Origin of the sequence: Klebsiella sp. TF21-TM, from assembly GCF_019753495.1 — a bacterium.
GTDB lineage: Bacteria > Pseudomonadota > Gammaproteobacteria > Enterobacterales > Enterobacteriaceae > Klebsiella > Klebsiella quasipneumoniae.
In genome coordinates, this window is the sequence record NZ_JAIJYL010000026.1 from 54,046 (window position 1) to 67,974 (window position 13,929).

The 13,929-nt window shown below is 61.7% G+C and carries 12 protein-coding genes and 1 pseudogene; 3 read left to right on the forward strand and 10 right to left on the reverse strand.

Going from position 1 to position 13,929, the window contains the following annotated elements:
- Window positions 1-24: 24 nt before the first annotated feature.
- Entirely contained in the window at window positions 25-2,580 is a 2,556-nt protein-coding gene (locus K5R89_RS21175) for a fimbria/pilus outer membrane usher protein (RefSeq protein WP_064157709.1), read from the forward strand.
- Between the two features lie 7 nt (window positions 2,581-2,587).
- Entirely contained in the window at window positions 2,588-3,682 is a 1,095-nt protein-coding gene (locus K5R89_RS21180) for a fimbrial protein (protein WP_048298080.1), read from the forward strand.
- Here the strand turns inward: K5R89_RS21180 and K5R89_RS21185 are convergent.
- Both K5R89_RS21185 and K5R89_RS21190 read right to left on the reverse strand, forming a co-directional pair.
- Window positions 3,679-4,368, reverse strand: a complete 690-nt coding sequence (locus K5R89_RS21185) for a molecular chaperone (RefSeq protein ID WP_112201289.1) — start codon at window positions 4,366-4,368, stop codon at window positions 3,679-3,681. The two genes, K5R89_RS21180 and K5R89_RS21185, sit on opposite strands and share 4 nt — an antisense overlap.
- 36 nt (window positions 4,369-4,404) lie before the next feature.
- Entirely contained in the window at window positions 4,405-4,956 is a 552-nt protein-coding gene (locus tag K5R89_RS21190) for a fimbrial protein (RefSeq protein ID WP_049013836.1), read from the reverse strand.
- Window positions 4,957-5,420: 464 nt separating this feature from the next.
- Here K5R89_RS21190 and K5R89_RS21195 point away from each other — a divergent pair.
- A pseudogene (locus K5R89_RS21195) lies at window positions 5,421-6,273 on the forward strand (transporter substrate-binding domain-containing protein).
- 55 nt (window positions 6,274-6,328) lie between these two features.
- Here the strand turns inward: K5R89_RS21195 and K5R89_RS21200 are convergent.
- The 8 genes from K5R89_RS21200 to K5R89_RS21235 form a co-directional block, all read right to left on the reverse strand.
- A complete protein-coding gene (locus tag K5R89_RS21200) occupies window positions 6,329-6,949 on the reverse strand; it encodes a hypothetical protein (RefSeq protein ID WP_023290731.1) in 621 nt (206 codons plus the stop codon).
- Window positions 6,950-7,105: 156 nt separating this feature from the next.
- Entirely contained in the window at window positions 7,106-7,900 is a 795-nt protein-coding gene (locus K5R89_RS21205; RefSeq protein WP_048335058.1) for an SDR family NAD(P)-dependent oxidoreductase, read from the reverse strand.
- Between the two features lie 60 nt (window positions 7,901-7,960).
- Window positions 7,961-8,893: a glyoxylate/hydroxypyruvate reductase A gene (locus K5R89_RS21210; protein ID WP_044524446.1), complete on the reverse strand. Its 933-nt coding sequence runs from the start codon at window positions 8,891-8,893 to the stop codon at window positions 7,961-7,963.
- Window positions 8,894-8,898: 5 nt separating this feature from the next.
- Window positions 8,899-9,627, reverse strand: a complete 729-nt coding sequence (locus K5R89_RS21215) for a class II aldolase/adducin family protein (protein ID WP_217259567.1) — start codon at window positions 9,625-9,627, stop codon at window positions 8,899-8,901.
- A complete protein-coding gene (locus tag K5R89_RS21220) occupies window positions 9,628-11,148 on the reverse strand; it encodes an amino acid ABC transporter permease/ATP-binding protein (RefSeq protein WP_217259566.1) in 1,521 nt (506 codons plus the stop codon).
- A 30-nt stretch (window positions 11,149-11,178) separates the two neighbouring features.
- The gene (locus K5R89_RS21225; protein WP_032453782.1) at window positions 11,179-11,982 is read right to left on the reverse strand and encodes an ABC transporter substrate-binding protein; all 804 of its coding nucleotides are present in this window, start codon (window positions 11,980-11,982) and stop codon (window positions 11,179-11,181) included.
- Between the two features lie 19 nt (window positions 11,983-12,001).
- Window positions 12,002-13,069: an isopenicillin N synthase family oxygenase gene (locus K5R89_RS21230; protein ID WP_023290725.1), complete on the reverse strand. Its 1,068-nt coding sequence runs from the start codon at window positions 13,067-13,069 to the stop codon at window positions 12,002-12,004.
- The gene (locus K5R89_RS21235; protein ID WP_217259565.1) at window positions 13,066-13,929 is read right to left on the reverse strand and encodes a sugar phosphate isomerase/epimerase; all 864 of its coding nucleotides are present in this window, start codon (window positions 13,927-13,929) and stop codon (window positions 13,066-13,068) included. The genes K5R89_RS21230 and K5R89_RS21235 overlap by 4 nt, the downstream gene beginning before the upstream one ends.

Below are 13,929 nucleotides of genomic sequence, written 5' to 3' on the forward strand. Positions count from 1 at the left end.
ATGAGCTTACCGGACGGCGCCAGCATGAAAAGAATAACAACAGCCAGGGTGCGGGAGTATGCCGCGTTGCCCGTCACCGCCGGACGGGCGCTGGCGCTGGCGACGCTGCCGACGATGATGTGCTGTCTCAGCCCGCTGAGCCGGGCGCTGGCCGACGACTATTTTGATCCGGCGGCGCTGGAGTTTGCCGACCCGCAGCAGCAAACCTCCGATCTGCACTACTTCGCCAAACCCGGCGGGCAGCAGCCGGGGACTTATCCTGTCACCGTGGTGGTTAACGACCAGGAGCTGGGCCAGGCCAATATCACCTTTGTTGACGATGGCGGGCAGCTGCAGCCGGTGCTGACGCCCGGGCAGCTGGCGGATTATGGGGTCAACGTCAGCGCGTTTCCGACTTTTCAAACGCTGCATGAAGGTGAGACCTTCACCCGGATCGAGAAGTTTATTCCCGACGCCAGCAGCCGCTTCACCTTCGCTAACCAGCGCCTGACGCTGAGCATTCCCCAGGCGGCGATGAACGTGCAAAGCCGCGGCTATGTCGATCCCTCGCGCTGGGACGATGGCGTGCCGGCCGCGTTTGTCGATTACTATTTTTCCGGCGCGCAGATAAAGAATGCCGATGAAGGGGAGAGCAGCCGCTCAAACTATCTCAATTTACGCAGCGGCGTGAACCTGGGCGCCTGGCGGCTGCGCAATATCTCCTCAATGCAGTACGACCAGCAGCGCCGGCACTGGGATTCACAGAGCACCTGGCTGCAGCGCGACGTCCGCTCGCTGAAGAGTCTGCTGCGGATCGGCGATACTTACACCACCGGCGATGTGTTTGACAGCATCCCGTTTCGCGGCGTCCAACTGATGTCTGACGATGAGATGCTCCCGGACAGCCAGCGCGGCTTTGCCCCTACCATCCGCGGCGTGGCGCACAGCAATGCCAAAGTGACCGTCTCCCAGCACGGGTATGTGATCTACGAAACCTTCGTGTCGCCGGGGGCGTTCGCCATCAGCGATCTTTATCCCACCTCGCAGAGCGGCGATCTGGAGGTGAAGGTGACCGAGAGCAATGGTTCGGTGCGCACCTTTACCCAGCCCTATTCCGCCGTGCCGTATATGCTGCGCGAAGGGCGCGGCAAATTCAGCCTCAGCGCCGGTCGCTACCACTCCGGGGCGGATTCGGTGCGCTCGCCGGAATTCCTGCAGGGCACCCTGTTCTATGGTCTGTCGGCGGGATTTACCCTCTACGGCGGCACGCAGCTGGCCCAGGACTATCAGTCGTGGGCGCTGGGCCTCGGCCGCGGCTTTGGCGAGTTCGGTTCGCTGGGAGGCGACGTCACCCAGGCCGTCACCCGTACGCCGTCGGGCAAGCGCTATGCGGGCCATTCGCTGCGCGCTCAGTATCAGAAAGATTTCGTCAGCTCGGGCACCACGTTCAGCCTCGCCAGCTATCGCTACTCCTCCAGCGGCTATTACGATTTTGCCGAAGCCAGCGCCCTCGAAAGCGCGCAGGGGCAGGTGGACAACCGGCGCCGCCGGGAGGAAGTGTCGGTGTCACAACGCCTCGGCGGTCTGGGCAGTCTGGCGGTTTCCGCCTGGTCGCAGGAATACTGGCACCGGCAGAGTCGGGATGAGACGGTGCATCTCGGGTTCTACAGCGCCTGGAAAGGGATCTCCTGGGGCGTGGGCTATTACTACACCCGCGCCAGCGGCCAGCAAAAAAATGACCGCTCCTGGTCTTTCAATATCAATATTCCGCTGGGCGGTCCGCTGTCCGACAGCGCGGTGAGCTACAACACCACCTCGGACAGCAATGGCTATACCTCGCAGCAGGTGTCGCTGTATGGCGCGGTGCCGACGCGGCCGAATCTGTTCTACTCGGTTCAGCAGGGCTACGGCAACCAGGGGCGGGGCACCAACAGCAGCGTCGCCCTGGACTACCACGGCGGCTTCGGCAACGCGCAGCTCGGCTATCGCCATGACGCCGCCAGTAATCAGCTGACCTGGGGAGGCGCCGGCTCGGTGGTCGCGCATCCGCACGGCGTGACCTTCGGTCAGACGGTGGGCGAGAGCTTCGCCATCGTCCGCGCGCCGGGGGCTGCCGGCGTGGCGGTGCAAAACGGCAACAATGTGCACACCGACTGGCGCGGCTATGCCGTGGTGCCGTCTCTGACCACCTACCGGAAAAATGTCATTACCCTCGACACGGAGTCGATGGCGGATGATACCGACGTCGACCAGCAGGGTCAGACGGTGATCCCCGGCGGCGGCGCGGTGGTGATGGCCAACTACCGGACCCGCATAGGCAACCGGGTGCTATTTACCCTGCGCAACGCGCAGGGGCCGTTACCCTTTGGCGCCAGCGCACGGTTGGTCGGGACGGAGGAGAGCGGCAATGCGCCGGGCGGCATGGTAGCCGACGGCGGTCAGGTGTACCTCAGCGGCGTGCCGCAGGAGGGAACCCTGGCGGTGAGCTGGGTCGTCAATAACCAGTCGCAGAGTTGCACGATGCATTTTCATCTTGCGGATAACCCACAGCAGAGTCTGAATACGGTGAAAACCGTCTCCGGGCTGTGCCAGTCACGCTGAGGCGGCTATGAAATCTGTTTTTCGTCTACTTCCTTTTCTCTTTTTGCTGGCGTTGAGCGGCTATCTTCCCGGCGCGCGGGCTGAAAACTGCCGCGCGAATATCGGCCAGACCACCGTCAATATTCCCAATATCAAGTATTTGCCCACGCTGCCGGTCAATACCCAGATGACCAGCGCGATGGCGGATAACGGCAGCGGGATCCCCTTTTCCTGCGACCTGCAGCTGCCGACGGCGAGCGCCAAACGCATTGTCTACAAACAGCTGAAAACCGGCGGCTCGCCGGTGGTGATTAACGGACAGCACGTCTACCCCAGCGCCATCGACGGCATCGGCTACTCGCTTAGCTTCCAGTGCGCCGGCGGCCCGATGCGCGCTATCGACGGCAGCCACTCCGCTGGCGGCGAGTCGGTGGTGGTCTGCGACAGCACGATGCTCCCGGCGCTCATGACGCAGCAGCAGACGACGGTCAGGATCGCGGTAACCTTCTATAAGACCGGTACGGTACAGTTGGCGGACGGGACGCATACCAACTCGTCGCCGCTGCCGCAGGTGGGGGAGGTGACCATTGAACAGCAGGCCAACGGGAACGCCGGCTTTGTCGCCAGCGCGCCGGTCAGCATTGATATCGCCGCCCTGAACGTGGACATTGGCAGCAGCGGCAGCTGCCAGGTGGCGACCTCAACGATCCAGGTCAGTCTGGGCACGGTAAACCGGGCGGAGTTTCACGGTAAAGGGAGCACCGGCGGCCAGGCGAAGCGCTTTTCGATCCCGGTGTTCTGTCCGTCGCCGACCGATGTGCGCATCGGCTTTTTCGGCGTCAGCGTGGAGAGTGATACCCTGGCGCTAAGCAAGGCCAGCAACAGCGCCAGCGGCGTCGGCGTGAAGCTGACCTACGGCAATAACCCCGGCGCGGCAGTGTCCGATGGCGCCAGCGTTAAAATCAATGAGGCCAGCAACTTGCCGATCCTGAAAAGGGTAACCGGCAGTAACGCCGGCACGGCTGAGGCCATTAATTTTAACGCCCAGTATGTGCAAACTGACGCCACGGTGACGGCGGGCACAGCCGACAGCATGGTGACCTTCGCCCTCGAGTATAACTAGCGTGGGGCCGGAGCATAGGCCGCCTGAAGGGGGATCGCCACCACCGCGCCGTCATCGTCGATATAGTTCAGCTTGTACAGGCGAGCGCTGTCGGTCGTTGACACGGTATAGCTGCTGTACGGCCGGAGCATCACGTTTCTCATCGGCGAAATGTGGCCTTTATTATCGATCAGCGCCCCGTTGACCAGGGTGATATGCAGTGGGCCTGAGTTAGTTAAGCGCAGGTTATTGCCGCTCTGCTGCCACTGCAGCTTTCGCACCTCTCTGGCGAGGGTGGTGGCGATGGCGGGAGGACGATAAAAGAGCTTCAGGCGGGTGCGGACGATAAACTGCAGCGTATGGTTACCGTCTGACGGCGGCGGATTCTCCTGAATATTGACCCAGTACAGGCTTTCCCGATCGGCGGGGAGCCCGCCGCCGAGATAGATAAAGCGCAGCTGGGCGGTTTGCTGGGGGGATAAATAGACCAGCGGCGGGGTCGCCACCATCGGCAGGCCGACGCGCGACCTGTTGAGCCCGGCGTCCAGCCAGATCTGCACTTTATAAGGTGTGCGGCTGCGGTTATGAATGTTCAGGGTGGCGGCTTTGTCTTTTCCTGAGTAGACCACCCGCGTGGCATCGATGGTGATCCCGGCGCAGGCCTGAAAGGTCATGGCGCTCAACAGCACAGCCAGCCGTATTTTCATCTTCGCTCCCTTTACGTCTCCTCCCTGACCGGGAAGCTATTCCTGCATAATGGTAAACCGGGCCGTTGCGTTGCCGTCGCCGGGGAGTACGTGGGCTTTATCCCAGGTGTAATAGAAGGCTTTCAGACTGAAGGTGCCGGAGCCGCCGTCCACCGGGATCTCGATGCGGGGATCGTGCTGTGGATCGAGGTGTGCATCGAGGCCGATTGGCGTCCCCGTACGGTCGGTGAGCAGAATACCCACGCTGCCGGCCGGCTTACCGCTATCGTTGAGGGCCAGCACATGATTTTCAGGCGTGGCGGTGGGAGAGGGGCCATCCACCACAATGTAGTAGGTGCCTTTCTCGCAATCTTTGACGCGAATATCGACGCTGACCGCTGGCCCGGTACCCGACTGGCTGTTTTTCAGTCTCGCCAGCGGAATATCGCCCATGCTGATGTCGATGACCCCGTTATTGCCCGCCCCTTCGAGTTTGCAGGCGCCGTTCACGACCCTGCCGATGAAATTTAGCGTGCCGTCGGCCGCGTAAACCGGGCCGGCGGCCAGTCCGACGAAGAGCATCGCCAGACCCAGGGTGGTTATTTTCATGTTCATTCCTCCTGTCGTGCCGGTAAACCTGGCGCCAGGGTCATTATTTTGCGGGTCAGATACGGCACAAAATGACTTTAATCGGGCATGTTTTTTATTAATTCATTTATTTGGCAAATATATTGTCGCCTGGAATTAATATATGCTTGTTATTTATTACCTGCGTTTTCCGGGATAGTACTGTGGAGGAATGCTGGAGTAAATAAGACGGTAGTTATCGGTGTCTGAACGCGAAATATCGTGCATTTAAATAAATTATTCATTAATTCAATTGGTTGCTTCTCTCTTGCTGCTGTTTTTTGTGCTTAATTCGGCACGGTTTCAGTCTGGAAAATACGATCGCTGGCGTAAAGCTACGCCCGGCGGATGAGAAATCATTCACCGGGCGATAGCCCTGTTTCGTTGTCAGATTTGCGATCGGCAACCCGATCGTCGGGTTGTATGTCCCGATGTTTAAAAATAGGATGAATTCCCTGTTACGCGCTGCGGATGATGTTGACTGAGAAGCGGCCGGCCACCCCGGCGCGAAAACCCGATAACAATAAGGATGGCGAGATGAAACTGACGGTGGGGCTGGCGCTGACGCTGGCGATAATGACCTGCGGCGCCCAGGCGCGCGATATGCAAACCATCGAGCGCAGCGGTGAACTGAAGGTCGGCGTGCCGGGCGACTACGCCCCGCTGGCGTTTCGCAATGCCGCCGGCGAGCTGCAGGGCTATGACGTGGACATGGCCCGCGATCTCGGGCGCACGCTGGGGCTGAAGGTGAGCTTCGTCTACACCAGCTGGCCGGCGCTCGCCGCCGATCTGCAGGCGGACAAGTTTGATATTGCGATGGGCGGCGTGACGCAGACCCCGGCGCGGGCGAAGGAGTTCGCCCTCAGCCACCCGGTGGTGGCGAACGGTAAAATCGCCTTAGCCAACTGTCAGGCCGCCCCCCGGCTTGGATCGCTGGCGAAGATAGACCGTCCGGAGGTGAAGGTTGTCGTCAACCCTGGCGGCACCAACCAGAGCTTTGTCGATGAGCATATTAAGCAGGCGCAGATCATTCGCGTGAAGAACAACGTCGATAACCTGGAGGCTCTGCGGCAGAAAACGGCCGATATGATGGTGACCGATCTGATCGAAGGCGACTATTACCAGAGCAAAGAGCCCGGCGTGTTCTGCGTCGCCAACGAGACGCCGTTCGCCGGCACCGCCAGCGACAAGGTGTACATGATGAGTAAAGATAATCCGGCGCTGCTGGAGAAAGTGAACCAGTGGCTGGATAGCCAGGATAAAGAGGTTCTCAAACGGAAGTGGAAAATTCGCGGTTAAGCGCTGAGGCGCCCCACCGCCGACGGGCGCGTCCGGCGGTGGTTGTCGGCCGCGGTCAGCGCTGCGGCGACAGCGTCTGTCGCGCCAGGTCGCGGAAGTAGCAGGCGTAGCCGAGGGTGGCGGTCAGGCACAGCATATAGCCAAACGACTCGCTGCCTTCCTCCACCGTATTTTTCACCACCCGTGCGTAGTTCTCATCCAGCACGGCGTACCACAGGCCGTGCATACCGAACAGCCGCGAGAAGACCAGAATCGCCAGCAGGCCGCTGATCATCATCCCGTAATACGGGGTGCGGGTATAATCCGCCAGCTGCGACAGGGTCTGGCGCAAATGTCGCAGCGGCATCAGCAGGGACCCTGCGGTAGCCAGCAGGGCAAACCACACCCAGCTGCCATGGGAGAGTAAATCAAACAGGCCATCCAGTTCGCGGATCAGCATGGCGAGGAAGAAGCCGCCGATGAGGATATTGCTATAGCGCAGGTGGGCATATTTGCGCGCCAGCAGAAGATGAACCAGCACGATGACGGCCAGCACGCTCTCCTGAACCACTTCGGTGAGCGACACCTCCGGGATGTCGTTGCCAAATACCCGAATATCCACCCACAGGCAGAGTACCGCGATGGCGGCCGCGACCGCCGCGCCGAGAAAGAAAAGCAAGCTTCGTAACAGAGACATTAACACCACAACTTATATTTAAAACAAATATCATAAGTTTTGGGAATACATGTTCCTGTTCACTTTGTGCGACTTTGCGGCGGTTTTTTAACGTTTTGCGCTTTTTAGCACCGGGAAAGACGACAGGGGAGGGGGACTCCCCTGAATGAGAGGACGTCAGAGAATATCATCCACCACGCCGCCGTCAACGCGCAGCGCGGCGCCGGAGGTGGCCGACGCCTGCGGCGAGCAGACGTAAACCACCATATTGGCGACCTCTTCCACCGAGGCCGCCCGCTGGATCACCGAACTCGGACGATGGGTCATGACAAACGCTTTCGCCAGTTCCTCCAGCGACTGGCCGGTTTTCGCCACTTCGTCTTTCAGCATTTCGGCAAAGCCGTCGGAAATCGTCGGCCCCGGCAGAACGCTGTTAACGGTCACTCCGCTGCCGGCGACATATTTCGCCAGGCCGCGGGCCAGCGACAGCTGGGCGGTCTTGGTGACGCCATAGTGGATCATATCCGCCGGGATATTGCGCGCCGATTCCGAGGAGATAAACACCACCCGCCCCCAGCCTTTACTGACCATCGCCGGCAGCAGCCCCCGCGACAGGCGCACGCCGGACATGACGTTGGTCTGCCAGTAGTTTTCCCAGGTCGCGTCATCGGTGGCGTAAAAATCCTGCGGACCGTAGATCCCGGCGTTATTGACCAGAATATCGACGCCGGTCACGGCCTGCAGCAGCTGTGCCGCGCCGTCGGCGCCGCTGAGGTCGGCGACGGCGGGGCGCGCTTTCGCCCCCGGCACCTCATTTTGCAACCGGGCGATCGCGGCGTTCACACTCTGCTCGCTGCGCCCGTTAAGGATGATCTCTGCGCCGCTCTCCGCCAGGCCTTTGGCGATAGCAAAGCCAATACCCGCCGTGGAGGCGGTGACCAGCGCGACTTTCCCCGATAAATCAATCTTCATGTTCCTGCCTTCTGGTTGTGGATCTCCCATTAAGCGTAGCAGCGGCGGTATCGGTGAGGATCAGTAACCGGCGTGCTTATTGACCAGGTTTTTGAGCGGCAGCCCGCGACGCTGGCGCTGAATGTTCTCCAGCAGCTGACGGGCGATCACCTCGGCGGGGGCCGCAGAGGCCATATGCGGGGTGATCACCACCTGCGGATGGCGCCACAGCGGATCGTCCGCCGGCAATGGCTCCTGCGGGAAGACGTCGAGCACCGCTCCGGCGAGCTGGCCGCTCTCCAGCGCCGCCAGCACATCCTCATTGACCATATGTTCTCCACGCCCGCAGTTGATTAACACCGCCCCGGCGGGAAGCCGGCTGAAGAGCGGCGCGGCGAGAATACCCCGGGTCTGCGCGGTGAGCGGCAGGAGGTTAATCAGCCCGTCAAGCGACCCGAGGAAGCTGTCGAGCGCCTCCTCGCCGCGGTAGCAGGTGACGCCAGCCAGCTGCTTTTCACTGCGCGACCAGCCGGAGACCCGATAGCCAAGGCGGGCCAGCTGGTCGGCGATATAGCCGCCAATTTCGCCGAGTCCCATAATGCCGATATGGAAGTCGGCGGCGGCGCGCTGGGGATAGAGCTTCCAGGTTTGGGTCCGCTGGTGGGCCAGCGCCCGGTCAAAATAACGCTGGAACCACAGCACGCCCCACAGGGCATATTCGAACATGCCGTGACGAAAGTCCTCATCGATCACCCGGCACAGCGGGATATCGCTGGCGAACAGCGCGGGCGGCAGATGATCGACCCCGGCGGACGCGGCCTGGATCAGCTTCAGCCCTGGCGAGCGGGTCAACAGCTGCGGGCTAGGGAACCAGCAGCTGGCGTACTGCGCGTCGCGCGCCGCCTGGTGATGGGGCAGGAGCGCGGTGACGTCGGGAAACTGCTGCAGGGCGGCGCAGATATCGCGGGCGAAATCCGCGTCGTTACAATCCACCACGATAGTGATATCGGACATAGGCGTTAGTCTTTGTAAGAAGTATCGAGACGGTCAAGACGGCGCAACCACGCCTGCCAGACCTGTTGACGTTCATGCTCCACGCCCATCAGCTGCTCGCAGGCGTGCTGGCTGAGGTGCGGGACGATGGTGTGGATCGGGCTGAGGGCCGCCAGCTGGGCGGCGGCCATCTGGATCTCGCAGGCACGATTGAGGTAGAACATGATGTAAAAGGCGTCAGCCACGGTACGGCCCACCGACAGCAGGCCGTGGCTCTGCAGGATCATGGCGATGTTATTCCCCAGCGAGCGCTGAATGCGCGCCCGTTCGTCGAGGTCAAAGGCCACCCCTTCATAGGGGTGGTAGCCGACGCGCTGGTAAAACTCGGTGCTGATCTGGTTGAGCTGCAGCAGGCCGTCCTCGCAGGCGGCCACCGCCATCCCCGGCAGGGTGTGGGTGTGGATCACGCAGTGGGCGTCTTCCCGGGCCATATGCACCGCGCTGTGGATGGTGAAGCCCGCCGAGTTAGCCGGCGCCTCGCCCTCTACGACCTTGCCCTGCATATCCACCACGATCAGATTGCTGGCGGTGACCTCATCAAACATCATGCCGAAGGGATTAATTAAAAAGCGCGGCTCGCCGTCGCCGGGCAGGCGCACGGAGAAGTGGGTGTAGAGGGTATCCTCCCAGCCGAACAGCGCCGCCAGACGGTAGGCGGCGGCCAGCTGCTGGCGCAGGTGTTGCTCAGTTGCCATTTAGTGCACTCCCATAAATTCACGGATTCGTTGCAGAGAAGGGGCCTCCAGCGGGCTGCGGATCACCTGCGGGGCGATGTCGGCCTGCACCACGCCGTTCTCCATCAGCACCACGCGGTCGGAAATCGACAGGGCGAAGTCCATCTCGTGGGTGACAATCAGCATGGTCATACCTTCGCGGGCCAGCGACTGAATAACCTTCAGCACCTCGCCCACCAGCTCGGGATCCAACGCCGAGGTCGGTTCGTCAAACAGCATGATGTCCGGCTTCAGCGCCAGCGCCCGGGCGATCGCCACGCGCTGCTGCTGGCCGCCGGAGAGCTGTCCGGGGTACTTGTGGGCATGGGCCAGCAGACCGACGCGGTCGAGCAGCGCCAGGGCCTGCTCGCGGGCGACCGGCTGATCCAGCAGCTGGTGGTAGCGCGGGGCCAGCATCACGTTGTCGAGCACCGTGCGGTGGGGGAACAGGTTGAAGCTCTGGAAGACCATGCCGATGCGCCGCACCCCGGCGCGCATCTGGCGCTTATCGACGATGGCTCCGCCTTTCAGATAGTCCTCGCCGTAGAGAATGATCTCCCCGTCATCAATGCTTTCGAGGGCGTTGATGGTGCGGATCAGGGTTGTTTTGCCGGAGCCGGACGGGCCGATGATGCTGATCACCTCCCCGTTATCTACCTGCAGGTCGATGCCTTTCAGCACCTCATGCTGGCCCCAGGATTTGCGGATGCCCCGCAGATCCAGCGCCGGCGGCGCGCCGTTGACGGCCGGGGTGTTGATCGCTTCCGTCATCGCCGGCAGGCTCTGGCGCAGCGCCTGGCATTCCGCCTCGCTGAGCGTTTGCGGACGCTTGCGCTGAATATCGAGGCTATTCTCCAGCGCCCGGAACAGCCAGGTGAAGACGGTAACCACCATGACGTAGTACACCGCCACCGCCAGCAGCGTCTCCATCACGAGGAAATTTTGCGCATACAAGCGCTGGCCGGTGAGCAGCAGCTCGGGTAAGGAGACCACCGATAAAATCGAGCTCAGCTTAATGATGGTGATGTATTCATTGATCAGCGTCGGCAACGAGATGCGAAACGCCTGAGGAATAACAATCAGCCGCTGGATGCCGATAAAGCTGAAGCTCAGCGCATGGCCCGCCTCGCTTTGCCCTTTGGCCACCGACAACAGCCCGCCGCGGTGGATCTCCGCCATATAGGCCGCTTCGGTGACGGTCATCGACACCAGCCCGGCGATAAACGGCACCCCGAGCAGCGGCTGGGTCACCGGAAACAGCTGCGGCAGGTTGTAGACAAACACCAGCAGCACCATCAGCGGCACGCTGCGGAAAAACCAGATATAGAGTTCGACGGGGATCTTGATCCAGCGCGGCGCCGAGAGCTTCGCGCAGGCTAGCAGAAAACCGACCACCAGGCCGATCCCCCAGGACAAGGTGCTGATTACGATAACCGTCACGCACGCCTGCCAGAATGCCCCAATGCTAAATAATGAAAAAAAGTATCCCCAATCGAACGCCATACTGACTCCTGTTGCGCAGTGCTTATTGTCTTAATCGATGCTTTCTAAGTTGTATTTTTTGATCAGCGCGGCATATTTGCCGTTGGCTTTGAGCGTGGCGAGGGTGGCCTTGATCGCCTCCGCCAGCTCGGTGTTGCCTTTGGCGACATAGATCCCCAGCGGCAGCGGGTAGACGAGGCGCGTCGAGCTTATCCCCAGGCGACCGCGGCTCTTATCGACGATAATCTGCGCCGCCGGGGCTATCTCAAGCTGGGCGTCGATGTTCTTCGACAGCAGCGCCTGGGAGGCTTCCGGCGCCGTCGGGAACTCCTGAATAGTGATGGCCGGTTTGCCGTTTTTCAGGCACCACTCATCGGAGTGTTTTTTCAGGCTGGTCACCCAGGTGGTGCCTGCCTGCAGGCCGACCTTCACGCCGCACAGCTCATCTTCGGTTTTCGGCTGCACCGCGCCGCCCTTCAGGGCAATGATCGACGCGCCGGAGAGGGCGTAAGGGATGGCGTCGGCCTGCTTCTGGCGCTCCGGCGTCACGTACATCCCGGAGATCACCGCATCATATTTCTTGCCGATGCCGAGGATCAGGCTGGTGAACTTGGTGTCGATCAGCTGCGGTTTGGCCTGCAGATGCTCGGCAATCAGCGTCGCGAACTCCGGGTCGAGACCGACGATGTTGTTATTGCTGTCATAGGACTCAAACGGCGGGTAGGTGACCTCCATCCCCACCTTAAAGACGCCCTCGGTCAGCAGTTCCGCCGCCTGGGTGACAGAGGAGAAACAGGCGCTGACGGCGAGGGTAAGCGCGACGCGGCGCGAGATTTTTTTCAGGGTGCTAGTCATCATGGATCCTCACGGGTGGTTAGGGTTTTTTTTGCTGTGCCTGTTTTTTCAGATGGCCAAAGGTATGGGTGCCGCGCGCGCGCGCCGGCAGCTGGAGCTCGCCGCGATTGACCTTCTCGCGCAGATAGCGATAGGTTTGCAGCGCCTGGCTCCACATATGCTCGCCGATGCTCAGCTCCTGATATTCGCTGGCTTCGCCGGCGGCGAGAAAGGTCGGCAGCGGGCGGATCAGCGTGTGGTAATCGCAGGCGAAAAACAGCGGGAAGGAGTACCGCTCCTGCGGCACTTTGCGCACCCGGTGGGCTGTAGCAACAAATGTGCCAGCGCTGAGCACTTCCAGCATGTCGCCGATATTGATCACGAACGCCTCTTCTCCGGCGGCGTTCGTGACGGGAGGCGCGTCGATCCACACGCTTTCTTCATTGAGGACTTCAAGCCCGGGCTGGTCGGCGAGCAGCAGGGTGAAGCACTCATAGTCGGTGTGTGCACCAATTCCGGGAACATCTTCGACGCTGGCGTCGAACGGGTAATGGATGAGCCGCAGCTTGGCCGGCGGGCAGGTCACCATCGGTTTGAAATACCCTTCCGGCAGACCGAGCGCGAGGGCGAAAGCGTCGAACAGGCGGTGGCCGAGGGCGAAGACCGCGTCGTAGTAGGCCAGCACCCGCGCGCGGAAATCCGGCAGGTCGGGCCACTCGTTGGCGCCGATCAGCGGCGTACCGGCGAGCACCAGCGGATGGTCGTCCGCCGCCTGGAAGCCAATATCGAAGGCCTCTTTATGGTCCGGCTTGCCGGCGCCGTAGATCTCTTCTCCTTCCGGGACGTAGCCCTTATGGCTTTTGGAGCGGCCGATGTAATAGTTCATCTTCTCCGCCATCGGCAGAGCGAAGATCTGCTTCGCCGCCTCGCGGACGCCGGCGATCAGCGCCGGGTCGATGCCGTGGCCGGTGATGTAGAAAAAGCCCACCTCGCGCGCCGCGCGGCCGATGGCGTCGGCCACCGCCTGGCGCCTGGCGAGATCGTCGCCGGCCAGATCGCGGATATCGATGGTCGGGAGTTCAGTAAAAGCGTGCTTCACGGCGGTCATGGCAGCGGTTCCTGTTCAGTGAGCGTTAAAAACTGCTGAAAGTGGGCCTGCTGGCGCGCGGCCATCCAGGCGTTGAGCGACCAGAGGTCGGCCACCGGAACGTTGGTGAACGGCAGATGGTGCAGATAGCCGTCGGCGCCAAACTCCGGCGTCAGGGTGGTCTGCGGGTAGCCGCGCCGGCGCTGCGAATGCCAGATTTGCTCCCAGAAGCGCTCGGCAAAGGCCAGCGCCGGCTGATACTCCGGCGCCGCCGGGTGCGGCACCTGCGGCCCCTGGTCGTAGCCCACCCGGGCCTGCACGTGATGCACGCGGTCGATAAAGGCGCTGAAGTCATCGCAGGGGTCATCCAGCAGGCGCTCGCTGACCACCACCCAGTGGCTGATGTCGGCGGTAAAGCGCAGCTGGGGGAGCTGCTGAATGATCTCCAGGGTGAGCCACGGGCTGTACAGCGAGGTGGCGCGATGGGTTTCAAAGCTGCAGGTCAACCCAAACCCGGCGGCCAGCTCGTGCGCCTTGCCGAGAAAATCGACCTGCTGCGCCAGCGGCCAGCGATCGTTGCCCGCCAGCAGATTGACAAAGCGCGGGTTGAGGCCGCTGGCCTCGGCGAAGCGGATCCGCAGGCGCGCCAGATGCTGCTCCGGCGTTTCATGCTGAGCGGGGAGCACCCCGCCGCCGCTGAAGAGAATGGCGATATACTCTAGCCCCGACGCCTGCAGGCGGTCGGCGAGCTGCCGCCGCTCCTCCGCCGTTAACGGGACGCGGGCTTCGATACCGCAGCAGCCGACGCGCTGCAGTTCATCCAGCGTTTGCGGCCAGGGGGTCGTCACTCCCCAGAGGGTGCGAAAGCATTTCAGCTCCAT

Bases quoted from the DNA above. Each gene is read 5' to 3' on its own strand.
- K5R89_RS21175 (WP_064157709.1), top strand. From the start codon at position 25: ATGAAAAGAATAACAACAGCCAGGGTGCGGGAGTATGCCGCGTTGCCC.
- K5R89_RS21180 (WP_048298080.1), top strand. From the start codon at position 2,588: ATGAAATCTGTTTTTCGTCTACTTCCTTTTCTCTTTTTGCTGGCGTTG.
- K5R89_RS21185 (WP_112201289.1), bottom strand. From the start codon at position 4,368: ATGAAAATACGGCTGGCTGTGCTGTTGAGCGCCATGACCTTTCAGGCC.
- K5R89_RS21190 (WP_049013836.1), bottom strand. From the start codon at position 4,956: ATGAAAATAACCACCCTGGGTCTGGCGATGCTCTTCGTCGGACTGGCC.
- K5R89_RS21200 (WP_023290731.1), bottom strand. From the start codon at position 6,949: ATGTCTCTGTTACGAAGCTTGCTTTTCTTTCTCGGCGCGGCGGTCGCG.
- K5R89_RS21205 (WP_048335058.1), bottom strand. From the start codon at position 7,900: ATGAAGATTGATTTATCGGGGAAAGTCGCGCTGGTCACCGCCTCCACG.
- K5R89_RS21210 (WP_044524446.1), bottom strand. From the start codon at position 8,893: ATGTCCGATATCACTATCGTGGTGGATTGTAACGACGCGGATTTCGCC.
- K5R89_RS21215 (WP_217259567.1), bottom strand. From the start codon at position 9,627: ATGGCAACTGAGCAACACCTGCGCCAGCAGCTGGCCGCCGCCTACCGT.
- K5R89_RS21220 (WP_217259566.1), bottom strand. From the start codon at position 11,148: ATGGCGTTCGATTGGGGATACTTTTTTTCATTATTTAGCATTGGGGCA.
- K5R89_RS21225 (WP_032453782.1), bottom strand. From the start codon at position 11,982: ATGACTAGCACCCTGAAAAAAATCTCGCGCCGCGTCGCGCTTACCCTC.
- K5R89_RS21230 (WP_023290725.1), bottom strand. From the start codon at position 13,069: ATGACCGCCGTGAAGCACGCTTTTACTGAACTCCCGACCATCGATATC.
- K5R89_RS21235 (WP_217259565.1), bottom strand. From the start codon at position 13,929: ATGGAGCTGAAATGCTTTCGCACCCTCTGGGGAGTGACGACCCCCTGG.